Here is a 14,943-nt window from a genome sequence, read left to right on the forward strand (position 1 = left end):
CGTCAGCCGGGGCTGTCCGGCTTGCCCTCCCCGTACAGCCAGTCCGCCCAGATCGCGTCGAAGTCCTCGTCCGGGGCCCGCTCCTCGACGTACCGGGTGAACTCCTCGGTGTCCGCGTTGCCGTGGCGGTGGCGGGCGGCCCAGCCCTGGACGAGGTCGTAGAAGGCGTCGTCACCCACCTGCTCGCGGATCTTGTGGACGACCATGGCGCCCCGGTCGTACACCGGCCGGTCGGAGATGTGCGCGGGGCCGGACGGCTTCGCGGGCGGGAAGGACCACAGCTCGGGGTCGTCCTCGGCGTACACCGCCTCGAAGGTCTCCTGGGCGCTGTCGCCGCCCTGGTCCTCCTCCCACAGCCACTCGGCGTAGGTGGCGAAGCCCTCGTTCAGCCACATGTCCCGCCAGGAGGCGGGGGAGACGGAGTTGCCGAACCACTGGTGGGCGATCTCGTGGACGAGCAGCGCGATGTCGGGGGCGCCGGGGAAGACCGGCCGGTTCTGGGTCTCCAGGGCGTACTCCGACTCGCCCGCGCCGGCGACGATCATGCCGGTGGAGGTGAAGGGGTACGGCCCGAAGTTGTACTCCGCCCACTCCATCACCCCGGGCAGTTCGCCGACGGCCTCCGGCGCGCCCTCGGCCCGGTCCACGGCCGTGTACGCGGGGTGGCCGGCGGCGGTGGAGCGGCGGACGGTGTAGTCGCCGACGGCGAGCGTGGCGGCGTGGCTCGCCATCGGCTCCCCGGTCCGCCAGGTTCTTACGGTCCGGCCGCCGCCGGTGCGCTCCTTGACCGGCTCGCCGTTGGAGACGGCCTCGACGCCCTCCGGCACGCTGACCGTCAGCTCGTACGACGCCTTGTCCGAGGGGTGGTGGCTGCCGGGGAACCAGGTCATCGAGCCCATCGGCTCGCCGAGCGCGAGGGCGCCGTCCGCCGTGTACAGCCAGCCCTCCCGGGAGCCGTCCGGGTCGGTGAGGGTGCGCGGGGTGCCGGCGTAGCGCACCCGCGTCTCGAAGGTCTCGCCCCGGCCGAGCGGGCGGGCCGGCCGGACGGTCAGCTCCTGGCCCTCGCGGCTCCAGCGGGCCCGCTCGCCGCCCACGGTGATCTCCTCCACCTTCAGGCCGGCGAGGTCCAGGTTGAAGGCGGAGAGGTCCTCGGTGGCGCGGGCGGTGACGGTGGCCGTGCCGGCCAGGTGCCGGGTGGCGGGGGCGTAGGAGAGGTCCAGGGCGTAGTGGCCGACGTCGTAGCCGCCGTTGCCGGCCTTCGGGAAGTACGGGTCGCCGACGCCCGCCGCGCCCGCGCCGGGCCCGTCGTCACCGCCCCCGCACGCGGTGAGCGCGAGGAGCAGCAGGGCGGGGAGAAACCGTACGGACCGGGGCACAATCGCGATCCTACGAGGGCGTGACACCATCACCTCGTGCTCGACATCGGCTACGCCCTCTCCAACCGCTTCCCGGACCCGCCGCAGACGGACTACCGCCGCGCGGACGTCCGGGCGCTGCGCCACGACCTGTTCTGCGGTGACGTCTACCTCGCCGACACCAAGGCGGACCGGGAGCTGTCCACGGCCTGGGGATGGGTGCCGGTGCTGGACTTCGCCTGGGCGCTGTGCGACATCGTGGAAAGTGTCGACCGGGACCCGGCGGGCTCCAGGGCCTCCCGCCCGCAGCGGGCGGAGCTGGACTTCACCGAGTCCACCGACCGGATGCTCTTCGAGCGCCGGTTCGGCTGGGTCGACGTCGAGGCCGACTGGATGCCGGCCGAGGAGGCGCCGCTGAGCTTCTCGCACGCGGAACTGCGGCGCGAGGCCCGGGACTTCCTGCACGATCTGGTCGCCGACCTGTGCGACCTGCACGAGGACCTGGCCGAGAACCCGGCGATCTGGACCCTCCAGGCGCGGTTCCCCCGGATTCCCTGACGCCCGCGGGGTCGGGGCTTCGATCCTCCCGCCTGTTCTCCGGCGGGAGCAGGGCTCCGGCTCCGGAATCCCCGGCAACAGGGCACCGGCTCCCCGGGCAGGTCCCCGGCACGAGGACCCCGGCTCCTCCGGCCGAATCCCCGGCCGGGCCGCCTGAAGCCCTCAGCCGGCCGGGCCGCCTGAATCCCTCGGAAGGGCCTGGTCCTCCACCCGAATCCCCAGCGCCGCCGCCAGCACCGGTGCCAGGTCGAGCAGTTGGCCCGTGCCGATCACCGCTCCCGCCAGGCGGTCCACCCCGTGGGTGATCTCCAGGGACGCCGCCTCTCTCAGGTCCACGTCCTTGAGGGTCGCCCCGGTCAGCTCCGCCCCCTTGAGCACACTGCCCGGGAACGCGACCCGCTCCAGCACGGCACCGCCGAAGTCCGGCTCGACCAGGACGCAGTTCTCGAAGACGACGTCCCTGACCCGGGCCCCGCGCAGATTCAGGTAGTCGATCTTGCCACCGCTGATCAGCACCCGCTCCAGCACCGAGCCGTGCAGCTGGACCCCGCCGAGGCGGGCGTCGCGCACCTCCACGTCCCGCAGGGTGGCCTCCGCCAGCTCGGTGCCGACGCCGCGCGGGGCGGTGAGCACCGAGTCCAGGAAGCGGGCCCGGGTCAGCCGGGTCCCGTCCAGCGCGCAGGACGTGAGCGCGCAGTCCAGGAAGCGGGCGCCGCCGCCGTCCTGCCCCGCCAGGTCCGCCTCGCGGAACTCCACACCGTCGTAGTCGCCGTCCGGCTCCAGCTCCCCGTCGGTGTGCGGCTCCAGCGCCGGGAGCCGTACCTCGGGGCGGCGTGCCGCCCTCACCCTTCCCGCAGTCACCATGGCCCCCATGCTGCACCCCGCCACTGACAACGCCGACGGCACGCCTGTGACCTGCGTCTCTCCGGGCGGTGTCACATTTGGGCGGGCTCGATCCGTCGTATCTGCGGAAAGGCCACCGAGCACCGGGCCCGAAGGCCACCGAGCACCAGGCCACCGAGCAGAGGGAGACCCCCATGCAGCGCATCACCGTCATCGGCGGAGGTTTCGCCGGACTCACCGCGGCCGTCACCGCGGCCGAGGCGGGCGCCCAGGTCACCGTTTACGAGGCCCACCACAGTCTGGGCGGGCGGGCGCGGACCGCCGACGGGCCGTACCGCACCAACGAGGGGCCGCACGCCCTCTACAACGGCGGCCCGCACTGGGCCTGGCTGAAGAAGCGCGGCCTGATCGGACCGCTCGCCACCATCCCGCCCCTGGAGGCGGCCAGGCTGCGGCTGCGCCACAAGGGCGTGCTGCGCCGCACCCCGCCCTTCGGCATGCTCAAGCTGCTGCGCCACGGTCTGCCGCAGGCCCCCGTCGACGTCGACTTCCTGACCTGGGCGACCGGGGTGGCGGGCGAGGAGGGCGCCCGGGCCGCGGCCCACTACTCGGCGGTCGCCCTCTTCCACCACGACCCGGGCGGCCTCTCCGCCGCGTTCGTGCAGGAGCGGCTGCGCCGGGCGACCAAGCTCCCCCCGGAGGCCCACTACCCGCGCGGCGGCTGGGGCGGCCTCATCGGGCGGATGGCCGACCACGCCTGGAACCTCGGCGTCCGGATCGAGACGCTGTCCCGGATCGACACCCTCCCGACGGACACCCCGGTCGTCGTCGCCACCTCGCTGGACTCCGCCCGCCGGCTGCTGGGGGACGACACGCTGCGGTGGCCGAGCGGCCGTACGACGCTGATCGACCTCGCGGTGCGCAGTCGGCGCGGGGACGCCTTCGTCGTGTCCGACCTGGACCACCCGGGGTGGATCGAGCGGTTCACCGCGCAGGACCGGACCCTCGCGCCCGCCGGTGAGCAGCTGATCCAGGGCCAGATCCCGCTCGGCCCCGGCGAGTCCCGGGCGGTCGGGATCGACCGCGCCGAGGAACTGCTGGACCTCGGGTTCGAGGGCTGGCGGGACCGGGTCACCTGGCGCCGGGAGGCCCTCGCCGGCGGCCGCACGGGCGCCGTGGACCTGCCCGGGACCACCTGGCGGGACCGGCCCTCGATCGACCGCGGTGACGGCGTCTACCTCGCGGGCGACCAGGTCGCGGCGCCCGGGGTGCTCTCCGAGGTGTCCTTCAACAGCGCCCTGGGCGCGGTGTCGCTGGCGCTCGGCCGGAGCGCGCTTGACCTCAAGCATGCTTGAGGTTGAAGAGTGGGGGGCCTGACCCACCCGCGGACCCGTTGGGGGAGCCCTCATGCACGCCATTCGCCTGCACGCTTTCGGACCGGCCGAGAACCTCGTCCATGAGCGGGTGGAGGACCCCCGGCCCGGTCCCGGCCAGGTCCGGATCGCGGTCGCCGCGGCCGGTGTCCATCTCCTCGACACCGCCCTGCGCGAGGGCTTGCGGGGGCCGGGCCCGGGACCGGCGGTCCTGCCCACCGTGCCGGGGCGTGAGGTGGCGGGCGTGGTGGAGTCCCTCGGGGAGGGCGTGGCCGGGCTCTGGCTCGGCAGGCGGGTGGTGGCCCACCTCGGCTTCGTCCCCGGGGGCTACGCCGAACTCGCGGTGACCGAGGTGGAGCGGCTGCACGAGATCCCGGCGAACCTGGACTTCGCCGAGGCGGTCGCCATGATCGGCACGGGCCGTACGGTGATGGGGATCGTCCAGTTCGCGGAGCTGGGTCCGGAGTCCGTGGCCGTCGTCCCGGCGGCGGCCGGTGGGATCGGCACCCTGCTGGTGCAGTACGCGAGGAACGCCGGGGCCACCGTCGTCGGTCTGGCCGGCGGCGCGGAGAAGGCGGCCCGGGTGCGGGCGAACGGCGCCGATCTCGCCGTCGACTACACGGAACCCGACTGGCCGGCGAAGGTCCGCGCCTGGCTGGGCGGCCGTGCGGCCACGGTGGTCTTCGACGGGGTCGGCGGGAACGCGGCCCGGGAGTCCGTCGCGCTGCTCGGGCCCGGCGGCCGGCACATCGTCTTCGGCTGGTCCGGCGAAGGGCTGCACGACGGCGAGCCCTACCTCGTGGAAGGGCTGTCCGAGCAGGTCCTCGGGCCCGTGATGCTCGGCCGGGCGGGTGGCCCCGACCCGATCCGCACGCTCGAACTGCGCGCCCTGACGGAAGCCGCCCACGGTCGGCTCACCCCCGCCGTGCAGCGCTTCCCGCTCGCCGAGGCGGCCGCCGCGCACCGCGCGCTGGAGACCAGGGCGACGACCGGCAAGGTCGTCCTGGAACCGTGACGGGTCCCCGACGGGGGCGGACACGGTGGGGCGGGTACGACGCGGCGGGTACGACCGGACCCCCGGCCGGGGGCCGGGGGTCCGGATCGAACGCGCGTGTCTGAAGGCTTAGGCGCCGGAGGGCGCCGAAGCCTCGACCGCGGGCGTCTCAGACGTTGACGCCGAAGTCCTGGGCGATGCCGACCAGGCCGGAGGCGTAGCCCTGGCCCACCGCGCGGAACTTCCACTCCGCGCCGTTGCGGTACAGCTCGCCGAAGACCATGGCGGTCTCGGTCGCCGCGTCCTCGGACAGGTCGTAGCGGGCGATCTCGGCCCCGCCGGCCTGGTTGATGATGCGGATGTAGGCGTTGCGGACCTGGCCGAAGTTCTGCGAGCGGTTCTCGGCGTCGTAGATCGAGACCGGGAAGACGATCTTGTCGATGTCGGCCGGGAGGCCGGCCAGGTTGACGTTGATCGCCTCGTCGTCGCCGGCGCCCTCACCGGTGCGGTTGTCACCGGTGTGGACGATGGTGCTGTCCGGGGTCTGCTTGTTGTTGAAGAACACGAAGTGGCCGTCGGAGTAGACCTTGCCCTGCGTGTTCACCGCGATCGCCGAGGCGTCGAGGTCGAAGTCCGTGCCGGTGGTGGTGCGGACGTCCCAGCCGAGGCCCACGGTGACGGCGGTCAGGCCCGGAGCCTCCTTGGTGAGCGAGACGTTGCCACCCTTGGACAGGCTTACAGCCATTGTTGGGAGTCCCTTCCCTCGTTTTGCGTACGAGCACGAAGCTACAGCTACCCCTATGAACGTCGAGAGGGGTACGCGAGGTTCCAGCCCGCTTTACTTTCTTTACTCGGCCTTCCGGAGCAGTCCGGGACGTAATTCGCGTGACGTGGACCGGACAGAGGCGGGACCATGGACGGCATGTCCGGTCCTTATGTCGTCCGCGGCTCCGTCTCGCTCCCCGAGGCCGAGCTGATGTGGCGTTTCTCGCGTTCGTCGGGGCCCGGCGGTCAGCACGTCAACACCAGTGACTCGCAGGTGGAGCTGCGCTTCGACCTGGCGCGCACCGAGGCGCTGCCCGAGGTGTGGAAGCAGCGGGCGCTGGAGCGGCTCGCCGGACGTCTGACCGACGGCGTCCTCAGTGTCCGTTCCTCCGAGCACCGCTCCCAGTGGCGCAACCGCGAGACCGCGGCCGTACGCTTGGCCGCCCTGCTCGCCGAGGCCACCGCGCCCCCGCCCAGGCCGCGCCGGGCGACCCGCATCCCGCGGGGCATCAACGAGCGCCGGCTGCGGGAGAAGAAGCAGCGCTCGGACACCAAGCGCGGGCGCTCCGGGCGGGACTGGGGATAACCCCGGCTCCGTCACATCGCCGGCACCGGCACCAAGTCGCCGACACATCGCCGTCACAGAGCCGGCCCGGCGTCCGTCATGTCGGTGAGCGCGTGTTCCCGACGAGAGGTGTGACGGACCCATGACCACGGACGACGAGTTTCTCGCCCGGCGCTTCGAGGCGCACCGGGGACGCCTGCTGGCCGTCGCCCACCGCATGCTCGGCTCGTCCGCCGAGGCGGAGGACGCCGTGCAGGAGGCCTGGTTCCGGCTCAGCCGGTCCGGGCCGGAACGGATCGACAACCTCGGCGGCTGGCTGACCACCGTGGTCGGCCGGGTCTGCCTCGACCTGCTCCGCTCCCGCGGCTCGCGCGCCGAGCAGCCGCTGGACGCCGTCGGCGCCCGGCCGGACACCGGCGCAGACCCCGAGCGGGACGCGCTGCTCGCCGACTCGGTGGGCGTCGCCCTGCTCGTCGTACTGGAGAACCTCACTCCCGCCGAGCGGCTGGCGTTCGTGCTGCACGACCTGTTCGCGGTGGACTACGAGGAGATCGCGACCGTGGTCGGCCGTACCCCCGGGGCGGCCCGGCAGCTGGCCAGCCGGGCCCGGCGCCGGGTGCGCGGGGCGCGGCCCTCGGACGCCGATCCGGCGCGGCAGCGGGCGGTCGTGGACGCCTTCCTGGCCGCCGCGCGCGAGGGCGACATCCAGGGGCTCGTCGACGTCCTCGACCCCGACGTGGTGGCCCACACCGAGGCCGGTGTCCTCGCGGGCGCCCGCGAGGTGGCCGGCAACGCCTCCCGCTTCGCCGCGCTCGCCCAAGTCACCCGGCCCGCGCTCGTCGACGGCCGGGCGGGCCTGGTGCTGCTGGTGGACGGGCGGCCCGAGCGGGTGCTGGACCTGACGGTCGTGGGCGAGCGGATCGCCGTCATCGACATCGTGAAGGACCCCGAGCGGCTGGCCCGGATGGAGGTCGTGCCCCTCTGAGGCCCCGCTAGGGCCTGTCTTCCGCAAGATTCAGCACCCCGACCGTCTGGCCCCCGCTGGTCTCGCCGTTCGGTTCGAAGCCGAGGGCGAGGTAGAAGCGCTCGGGGCCGGTCGGGCCGGGGTGCCAGGTGACGTACAGCTCGGTGCCGCCCCTGCGGCGCAGCTCCCGCGCCACGGACTCCACCGCGAAGCGGCCGTAGCCGCGGCCCTGTTCCGCCGCGGCGATGTTCAGCCGCCACAGGCCGGAGCGGACGACGGAGCCGTCGCCCTTCCAGTCGATGTCGAAGAAGGCCATCAGGAAGCCCACCGCCCGGCCGTCGTCGACGATCAGGCGCGGCCAGGCGACCCCGGGCCAGACGTAGGCCTCGGCGAGGGAATGCGCGACCGGTTCGACGGCGTGCTCCTGGTCCGGGCGGATCCGGATGGCGAGAGCGTCCTCGACATTCCTCGGAGTGAGCGTGTCGAGGCGGGGGCCGGTGGCGGTCGTCATGGGGCGAACCGTAGAGCGCGCGCTCACCCTGCGCCATCCGAATTCGGGCTCAGCCCAATTGGCGATAGCGACCGCGGAAATAGGTGAGCGGACCGCCCTCCGCGCCCGGCACTTCGGCCGTCAGAACGCGTCCGACGACCAGTGTGTGGTCGCCCGCGACCGTCCGCTGTTCGGTGCGGCACTCCAGGGTGGCGAGCGCGCCGCCCAGCAGCGCGGCCCTGGTCGCTTCGCCGCGGACATGGGGGACGTCCTCGAAGAGGAGGCGGTCGCTGATGCGGCCCTTCATGGCGAAGCGGCCGGCGATGTGGCGCTGGCGCTCGGACAGCACCGAGACCGCCCACAGGGGCTGCTCGTCGAGGAGGTCGTCCATGCGCGATCCGTTCCGCAGGCTGACCAGCACCAGCGGCGGGTCCAGGGAGACCGACATGAACGCCGTCGCGGTCATGCCGACGTCCTCGCCCTTCGGGCCGTCCGGGCTCAGGGGCGGTTCGAAGGCGGTCACCAGGACCACTCCCGCGGCCAGCCGGGACATGGCGGCGCGGAACTCGTCGTTGCTCACCCCCTCAGCATGCCCGGCGGCGGCGGGCGCGGTGAGCGGGGAGAGGGGGGAGAGTGGGGCGGGGGGAGTGTTCGGCACGCCGGAAACGCTAATCTCCCCCTCGGGACCGTCGCATCGGGCCCGGGTCCGAGAACGGACCTAGGACCTTCGACGGACACTCCGCAGCGGAGTCGAATGACTTCGCGCAGTGCACAAACTTTGCGTTCAGGAAACGCACAGGAAAAATGCAGAAACCCCGCTCAATTGTTCATCTTTCGCTGTGACTTGAGTCACAAGGGGCACTAATTGTTGACCCTGTGTACCGAGTGGGCAGCGCGCTGTGATTCAGTGGCCGGGGACCTTCATCAAGAACAGCAAGCGCGCCGCGCGGAAAAGACGCCGAAGACAACCCTTCATTCACTGCGAGGTCTCGGGGGGAGGGCGAGCATGGAGACCGAGTCGGAGCCGTACGTCCGTCTTGCGACCCTGCGACAACTGCACCAGGTCATGGCGGACATGAACACCGCACGCAGCCTGGCCGACACACTGCAGACCGTCGCCGACGGCGTGGTCAACGGCCTCGGCTACGAGCTGGCCTGCGTCAACCTGGTCCGGCAGGACGGCGACCTGGTCGTCGCCGCGCTCGCGGGCAACCCCGCCGCCGAGGCGCTGATCACCGGCCGGGTCGGCTCGCGCGAGTCCTGGGACCGCCGGCTCGGCATGGGCGAGCACTGGGGCGACCTGGTGTTCATACCCCACACCGAGGGCTGGGTCCTCGACGACGACGACGTCCCGCAGTGGTATACCGACGGTCCCGCGCCCCGCTTCGAGGACGAGTGGCACCCCTCCGACCGGCTCTTCGCGCCGATGTACACGCCCGGCGCGCACGGCGGCGGCTCCGGCGAGCTGATCGGCGTCCTGTCCGTGGACCGGCCGCGCAACGGCCGGCTGCCGGGTGCCTGGGGCCGCGAGGCCCTGCAGATGTACGCCTTCCAGGCCGCCATCGCGATCAGCAACGCGCGGCTGCGCGCCAACATGCAGCGGGCCCTGGTCCGCCTGGAGCGCGAACAGCAGGCGCTGCGGGCCAGCGAGGAGAGCTTCCGGCAGGCCTTCGAGTACGCCCCCTCCGGCATGGCCATCGCCGAGATGGGCGGCGACCAGCACGGCCGCATCCTGCGCACCAACGACGCCCTGTGCCGGCTGCTGGGCCGCCCGGCCGCCGCGATGCGCCGCTACTCCTTCTCCGACCTCGTCCACCCCGAGGACATCGGCACCCTGCTGCGGACCTCCGCCGAGGGCGGCCGGGCCGAGCTCAGGCTCGGGCGCCGGGACGGCACCTACGTCTGGGTCAGCCTGCGCAACAGCGTGGTCGCCGACGCCGCCGACGGCCCCCGCTTCCTGCTCACCCACGTCGAGGACATAGAGGAGCGCAAGCGGCGCGAGCTCCACCTCGCCCACCGCGCCTCCCACGACTCCCTGACCGGCCTGCCGAACTCCGCCGAGCTGCGCGCCCGCCTCTCCTCCCGGCTGTGCCGGCGCCCCGCCCAGGCGGGCGAGCTGGAGACCCTCGACGCGGCCTACGGCCACCCCGCCTTCGACGTCAACGGCCACGGCTTCGACTTCCCGCCCGGCGCGGACTCCCTCGAGGGCTACGACCACCATGTGCACACCGTCGCCCCGGAGAGTGAATACGACGACGGCACCAAGGGGCTCGCGGTGCTCTTCTGCGACCTCGACGGCTTCAAGTCGATCAACGACCGGTTCGGGCACAACTCGGGTGACGCGGTTCTCATCGAGGTCGCCCGCCGGCTCACCCGGGGCGTCCGCGACGGCGACACCGTGGCCCGCCTCGGCGGCGACGAGTTCGTCGTCCTCGCCGACGGACTCGGCCGGGCCGACGCCCAGGACCTCGCGGTACGCCTGCGCAACGAGATCATCCAGCCCATCCGGGTCGACGGCCGGGCCATGCGGGTGGGCGCCAGCTTCGGCATCGGCTGGGCGCACTGCGGCATGACGGCGGACGAGGTGCTGAAGTCCGCCGACGAGCGGATGTACGTAGAGAAACGATCTCGTCCCAAACAGCACAGACGCGCCGGGTGATTCCCAGGTCAGCGAGCTGATGCGGTCCGAGTCACCCGTTCGGGTCAGTCAGAGCGGGTAGGCTCGCCCTTCGTCACACGTACCGCATCCGCCCCGCACCTGGTGAGGAGACCAAGGGATGACGTCCGGCAACAACGGCGCCCATACGCCCGAGGACGACGACCCGTTCGGCTACCTCTACGCCGACGGGCAGGCCAACGGAGCCCAGCCCCCGTCCGGTGGCTACGGCTACCCGAACTCGGTGAACCGGGTGCGGTCGGTCGGCCAGCGCCAGTACGGCCAGCAGCAGGCGCAACCGGCCGGCTACGGCCAGGTCCCCCAGCAGCAGGGCGCCTACGGTCAGGCGAACGCGCACTACACGGCCCCGGAGACCCTCCCCGGCGGTGCCCCGACCACCCAGCAGCAGGCGATGCCCTCCTACGGCGGGGGCGGTGGCCGCGGACGGGGCCCCAACACCAAGGGGCTCCTGATCGGCGCCGTCGCGGTGGTGGCCGCGGTCGTGATCGGTATCGCGGTGGCGATGGCGGGCGGCGACGACGGCGAGGGCGGCGACGCGAACCAGGTCGACTCGTCGCCGACGCAGACCGCGAGCGAGGAGGCGACTCCCTCACAGGGCGGCGAGCCGGAGAAGGAGGTGGAGCTGCCCACGTCGGACGCCAAGACGATGCGGCTCTCGCCGGGCGTGGCCACCGCCTCCGAGGTGGAGGGCGCCCAGTCCGAGAACGGCACCTACGTCGCCGGCCTGAACCAGCCCGGCGCCTCGGTCACCTGGACCGTCGACGGCATCCCGGAGGACGGCGCGTACACGCTGTTCGCGCGGTACAGCGCGGCCGGTGAGGACCAGTCGATGACGCTCACCGTCAACGGCAAGCCGTTCGGCACCAAGCTGAGCATGAAGAACTACGCCAAGGCCGCGGACGGCGACTTCGCCAAGGGCTGGACCACGACGTACGCCTACCCGACCCTCAACAAGGGCACCAACACGATCTCGGTCACCTGCGGCGACGGCGACAAGTGCAACGTCCTGCTGGACCAGATGTGGGTCAAGGCGGGCCAGGTCAAGAACTAGGGCCGCCCCGCTCAGGCCGCGCTGGCCTCCGCCGTCACCGCCACCCGGGTCAGCAGCTCCTCGTAGGCCGTGCGGTCGAACTCGCCCGCCACCGGGGCCAGTACGCTCGCCGCGGACAGGGCCGTGGCCCGGATCAGGCGGTCCGGCCAGGGGAGTCGCTCCACCAGGCCCGACAGCAGACCCGCGACCGCCGCGTCGCCCGCGCCGGTCGGGTTGCCGCGCAGGGTGCCGGGCGGAGCCGCCCGCCAGCGGCCCTCCGGGGTGTGGGCGAGCAGGCCCCCGGCGCCGAGCGAGGCCACGACCGTGTGCGCACCGCGCCGGCGGGCGTCCTGGGCGGCCCGCAACGGCTCGTGGGAACCGGTCAGTTCGGCCAGCTCGTCGGCGTTGGGCTTGACGATGTCGGGGCGCGCGGCGACGGCACGGCGCAGGGGTTCGCCGCTGGTGTCCAGCAGGACGGGAACGCCCGCGGCGCGCGCCGCGCGGACCAGCCCGGCGTAGGCGCCGACCGGAACGCCCGGCGGGAGGCTGCCGCACAGGGCCACCGCGTCGGCGGAGGCGAGCAGCCGGCCGTAGGACTCCTGGAAGGCGGACCACTCGGCGGGGGTGACGATCGGGCCCGGCTCGTTGAGCTGGGTGGTGTCGCCGCTGAGGTCGTCGGCCACGGCTATCGTGCGGCGGGTCGCGCCGGAGACCGGGACGAGGGCGTCGCTCACCGCGCCGACCGCGGCGAGCCGTTCGCGGATCACCCGGCCCGTGGCACCGCCCACCAGGCCGGTGACGGTCACCTCGTGTCCGAGGGCCGCCAGCACCCGGGCCACGTTCAGGCCCTTGCCGCCGGGGCGTTCGAGGACCTCGGTGACCCGGTGGGAGGCGTGCGGGCGCAACGCCCGTACGCGATAGGTGATGTCGAGAGCGGTGTTCAGTGTGACCGTGAGGATCACCCGGGCCGACCTCCCCCCGAAAAGTGGTGCCGTCTCTTCCGGGCCTGATCATGCCAAACAGACGGCGGTCGTCCCAGTCCTCGAAGGCGACCGCCGTCCGTACCGCTGCCGGACGGATCAGCCCAGTTGGGGATCGACCACCCATTCACCCCGGCGCAGCACGCCCTTGAGGTCGAAGGAGGAGTCGAGGACCACCAGGTCGGCGTACTTGCCGGGCTCCAGGGAGCCGATGGTGTCGGCCATGCCGAGCAGCCGGGCCGGGTTGGCGGACAGGGCCGTCACCGCGTCCGGGACGGACAGCCCGTCGACCGTCACCGCGCGCTTGAAGGCGCGGTCCAGGGTGAGGGTGGAGCCCGCGATCGAGCCGCCCTCCACCAGGCGGGCGACGCCGTCGGCGACCTCCACCTCCAGCGGGCCGAGCATGTAGCGGCCGTCGCCGAAGCCGGCCGCGTCCATCGCGTCGGTGATGAACGCGACCCGGTCCGCGCCCGCGTGACGGAACGCCAGCTGGAGGGAGGCGGGGTGCAGATGGGTGCCGTCGTTGATCAGCTCGACGGTGATCCGGTCGTCCTCCAGCAGGGCGGCGATCGGGCCGGGGGCGCGGTGGCCGAGCGGGGGCATCGCGTTGAAGAGGTGGGTCGCCACGGTGGCGCCCGCGTCGATCGCGGCCACGGTCTGCTCGTAGGTGGCGTCCGTGTGACCGATCGCCGCGATGACGCCGTGCTCGGCGAGCAGGCGCACCGAGTCGATGCCGCCGGGCAGTTCGGTGGCGAGGGTGACCATGGCAGCCCTGCCGCGGGCGGCGTCGATCAGCTTGCGCACGTCGGCCGGGTCGGGGTCGCGCAGGAGTTCCTCGGAGTGCGCGCCCTTGCGGCAGGGGGAGATGAACGGACCCTCGAAGTGGATGCCCGCGATGTCGCCCTGCTCGGCGAGTTCGGAGAGCAGGCCCGCGCGCTGGGCGAGGAAGTCCATGTCGCCGGTGACGGTGGAGGCGACCAGGGTGGTGGTGCCGTGCCGGCGGTGGGTCTCGATGCCCCGGAGCACCTCCTCGACGGTGCCCGAGGTGAAGGAGGCTCCGCCGCCGCCGTGGTTGTGGAGGTCGACGAAGCCGGGCACCACGTAGTGGTCGGTTACGTCGATGACCTGGGCGTTCTCCTGGGCGCTCGCGACGATCCGGTCGCCCTCGAAGACCACCTCGCCGTTGCGGACGAGTCCCGTGGGAAGGGCTGCGTGGGCTCCCTTGAGGATCGTCTGCCGGCCGGTGGGGGCCGGTCGCGCCCCGCGGCGGAGCCGCAGCCCGTCGCCGTCCCGCGCCCCTGGGGGAGTTGCCATCAGGTCGTTACCTCCGTGCCGTGAGTAGTGTCGAGGAGATCCCAGGCCAGCAGCCCGGCGCCCAGGCATCCCGCCGTGTCGCCGAGGGCCGCCGGGACGATGGCCGGCAGTTTCTGGAACGTGACCCGCTGCCGGACGGCGTCCTGCAGTGGTGCGAACAAGGTTTCCCCCGCCTCGGCGAGGCCGCCACCGATGATCAGGGTGCGCGGGTCCAGCAGGGTGAGGGCGCCGACCAGGCCGTCCGCGAGGGCGTCCACCGCCTGCCGCCAGACGCGTACGGCGTTCGGGTCGCCGGACATGACGGCCTTCGCGCAGTCCGCGGCGTCCGCCTCCGGATCGCCGCTCGCGGCCGCCCACGCCTCGCTGACCGCCGCGGCCGAGGCGTACCGCTCCAGGCAGCCGTGCTGTCCGCAGGGGCAGGGGCTGCCGCCGGGGCGTACGACGACATGGCCGATCTCGCCCGCGAAGCCGTGCGCCCCCGCCTCCACCCGGCCGTCCAGGCCGATCGCGCCCGCGATGCCGGTGCCCAGCGCCACGAACAGGAACCGGTCGGTGCCCCGGCCCGCTCCGATGCGGCCCTCGGCGAGGCCGCCGGTGCGCACGTCGTGCCCGAGCGCGGCGGGGACGCCCAGCCGCGCGCCGACGAGGTCGCGCAGCGGGACGTCGCGCCAGCCCAGGTTGGCGGAGTAGGCGGCGACCCCGGTGGCCTCCTCGACGATGCCGGGGACGGCGAGGCCGGCCGCGACGGCGGGCTCGCCGAGCGTCTCCACGCCGTGGGCGCGCAGCTCGGCGGCGAAGTCGAGGATGCCCGCGACGACCGCGTCGGGGCCGCGCTCGCGTCCGGTCGGCCGGCGGGCCTGGTGCAGCAGGGCGCCGTCGGCCCCGACCAGGGCGGCCTTCATCCCGGTGCCGCCCACGTCGAGGGCGATGACATGTCTCACGAAGACAGTGTGGCCCGTCTACCCATGAGAGGTCTAGTCCACTACGGTGGTGTAGACCTTATGACGTTGTTTCGAAAGATTTCGCTTCGGGTTG

General features: G+C 73.1%; 15 protein-coding genes. 7 read left to right on the forward strand and 8 right to left on the reverse strand.

Annotation, left to right across the window (positions count from 1 at the left end):
• Window positions 1-2: 2 nt before the first annotated feature.
• Complete coding sequence (locus ABT296_RS15250) at window positions 3-1,406, reverse strand: M1 family metallopeptidase (RefSeq protein WP_351927242.1); 1,404 nt, start codon at window positions 1,404-1,406, stop codon at window positions 3-5.
• Between the two features lie 6 nt (window positions 1,407-1,412).
• Between ABT296_RS15250 and ABT296_RS15255 the strand changes: the two genes are divergently transcribed.
• Window positions 1,413-1,913 (forward strand): hypothetical protein, encoded by a 501-nt coding sequence (locus tag ABT296_RS15255; protein ID WP_351927245.1) that lies wholly within the window; start codon window positions 1,413-1,415, stop codon window positions 1,911-1,913.
• A 162-nt stretch (window positions 1,914-2,075) separates the two neighbouring features.
• Here ABT296_RS15255 and ABT296_RS15260 read toward each other — a convergent pair whose 3' ends face one another.
• The gene (locus tag ABT296_RS15260; protein ID WP_502977250.1) at window positions 2,076-2,777 is read right to left on the reverse strand and encodes a pentapeptide repeat-containing protein; all 702 of its coding nucleotides are present in this window, start codon (window positions 2,775-2,777) and stop codon (window positions 2,076-2,078) included.
• A gap of 173 nt (window positions 2,778-2,950) precedes the next feature.
• On the opposite strand from ABT296_RS15260, the gene ABT296_RS15265 reads away from it, so the two are divergent.
• Window positions 2,951-4,111 (forward strand): NAD(P)-binding protein, encoded by a 1,161-nt coding sequence (locus tag ABT296_RS15265; RefSeq protein WP_351927248.1) that lies wholly within the window; start codon window positions 2,951-2,953, stop codon window positions 4,109-4,111.
• Window positions 4,112-4,163: 52 nt separating this feature from the next.
• Entirely contained in the window at window positions 4,164-5,144 is a 981-nt protein-coding gene (locus tag ABT296_RS15270) for a zinc-binding dehydrogenase (protein ID WP_351927250.1), read from the forward strand.
• Between the two features lie 148 nt (window positions 5,145-5,292).
• Here ABT296_RS15270 and ABT296_RS15275 read toward each other — a convergent pair whose 3' ends face one another.
• Window positions 5,293-5,868, reverse strand: a complete 576-nt coding sequence (locus tag ABT296_RS15275; RefSeq protein WP_217128641.1) for a TerD family protein — start codon at window positions 5,866-5,868, stop codon at window positions 5,293-5,295.
• A gap of 168 nt (window positions 5,869-6,036) precedes the next feature.
• Between ABT296_RS15275 and arfB the strand changes: the two genes are divergently transcribed.
• Window positions 6,037-6,474: an alternative ribosome rescue aminoacyl-tRNA hydrolase ArfB gene (arfB, locus tag ABT296_RS15280; RefSeq protein ID WP_351927252.1), complete on the forward strand. Its 438-nt coding sequence runs from the start codon at window positions 6,037-6,039 to the stop codon at window positions 6,472-6,474.
• 121 nt (window positions 6,475-6,595) lie between these two features.
• On the forward strand, window positions 6,596-7,438 hold the full coding sequence (locus ABT296_RS15285; RefSeq protein ID WP_351927254.1) for a sigma-70 family RNA polymerase sigma factor: 843 nt from the start codon (window positions 6,596-6,598) through the stop codon (window positions 7,436-7,438).
• A gap of 7 nt (window positions 7,439-7,445) precedes the next feature.
• On the opposite strand, the gene ABT296_RS15290 is transcribed toward ABT296_RS15285, so the two are convergent.
• A complete protein-coding gene (locus ABT296_RS15290; RefSeq protein ID WP_351927256.1) occupies window positions 7,446-7,928 on the reverse strand; it encodes a GNAT family N-acetyltransferase in 483 nt (160 codons plus the stop codon).
• 49 nt (window positions 7,929-7,977) lie between these two features.
• Window positions 7,978-8,565 carry a flavin reductase family protein gene (locus ABT296_RS15295; RefSeq protein WP_351927258.1) on the reverse strand — a complete coding sequence of 196 codons (588 nt, stop codon included), beginning with the start codon at window positions 8,563-8,565 and terminating at the stop codon, window positions 7,978-7,980.
• A 348-nt stretch (window positions 8,566-8,913) separates the two neighbouring features.
• Here ABT296_RS15295 and cdgB point away from each other — a divergent pair, with 348 nt between their 5' ends.
• Together cdgB and ABT296_RS15305 are read left to right on the forward strand one after the other, a co-directional pair.
• On the forward strand, window positions 8,914-10,566 hold the full coding sequence (gene cdgB, locus ABT296_RS15300; RefSeq protein WP_351927260.1) for a diguanylate cyclase CdgB: 1,653 nt from the start codon (window positions 8,914-8,916) through the stop codon (window positions 10,564-10,566).
• Between the two features lie 118 nt (window positions 10,567-10,684).
• A complete protein-coding gene (locus ABT296_RS15305) occupies window positions 10,685-11,635 on the forward strand; it encodes a carbohydrate-binding protein (protein ID WP_351927263.1) in 951 nt (316 codons plus the stop codon).
• Between the two features lie 11 nt (window positions 11,636-11,646).
• Here the strand turns inward: ABT296_RS15305 and ABT296_RS15310 are convergent, their stop codons facing one another.
• The 3 genes from ABT296_RS15310 to ABT296_RS15320 form a co-directional block, all read right to left on the reverse strand.
• On the reverse strand, window positions 11,647-12,576 hold the full coding sequence (locus tag ABT296_RS15310; RefSeq protein ID WP_351927265.1) for a 1-phosphofructokinase family hexose kinase: 930 nt from the start codon (window positions 12,574-12,576) through the stop codon (window positions 11,647-11,649).
• Between the two features lie 117 nt (window positions 12,577-12,693).
• Complete coding sequence (gene nagA / locus ABT296_RS15315; protein ID WP_351927486.1) at window positions 12,694-13,824, reverse strand: N-acetylglucosamine-6-phosphate deacetylase; 1,131 nt, start codon at window positions 13,822-13,824, stop codon at window positions 12,694-12,696.
• 83 nt (window positions 13,825-13,907) lie between these two features.
• Entirely contained in the window at window positions 13,908-14,849 is a 942-nt protein-coding gene (locus ABT296_RS15320; protein ID WP_351927267.1) for an ROK family protein, read from the reverse strand.
• Between the last annotated feature and the right edge of the window lie 94 nt (window positions 14,850-14,943).

This window comes from Streptomyces sp. NPDC000983 (assembly GCF_040299205.1).
Lineage (GTDB): Bacteria > Actinomycetota > Actinomycetes > Streptomycetales > Streptomycetaceae > Streptomyces.

Coding starts and splice junctions, on each gene's coding strand:
- ABT296_RS15250 (WP_351927242.1), bottom strand. CDS start 1,406: ATGGTGTCACGCCCTCGTAGGATCGCGATTGTGCCCCGGTCCGTACGG.
- ABT296_RS15260 (WP_502977250.1), bottom strand. CDS start 2,777: ATGGTGACTGCGGGAAGGGTGAGGGCGGCACGCCGCCCCGAGGTACGG.
- ABT296_RS15265 (WP_351927248.1), top strand. CDS start 2,951: ATGCAGCGCATCACCGTCATCGGCGGAGGTTTCGCCGGACTCACCGCG.
- ABT296_RS15270 (WP_351927250.1), top strand. CDS start 4,164: ATGCACGCCATTCGCCTGCACGCTTTCGGACCGGCCGAGAACCTCGTC.
- ABT296_RS15275 (WP_217128641.1), bottom strand. CDS start 5,868: ATGGCTGTAAGCCTGTCCAAGGGTGGCAACGTCTCGCTCACCAAGGAG.
- arfB (WP_351927252.1), top strand. CDS start 6,037: ATGGACGGCATGTCCGGTCCTTATGTCGTCCGCGGCTCCGTCTCGCTC.
- ABT296_RS15285 (WP_351927254.1), top strand. CDS start 6,596: ATGACCACGGACGACGAGTTTCTCGCCCGGCGCTTCGAGGCGCACCGG.
- ABT296_RS15290 (WP_351927256.1), bottom strand. CDS start 7,928: ATGACGACCGCCACCGGCCCCCGCCTCGACACGCTCACTCCGAGGAAT.
- cdgB (WP_351927260.1), top strand. CDS start 8,914: ATGGAGACCGAGTCGGAGCCGTACGTCCGTCTTGCGACCCTGCGACAA.
- ABT296_RS15305 (WP_351927263.1), top strand. CDS start 10,685: ATGACGTCCGGCAACAACGGCGCCCATACGCCCGAGGACGACGACCCG.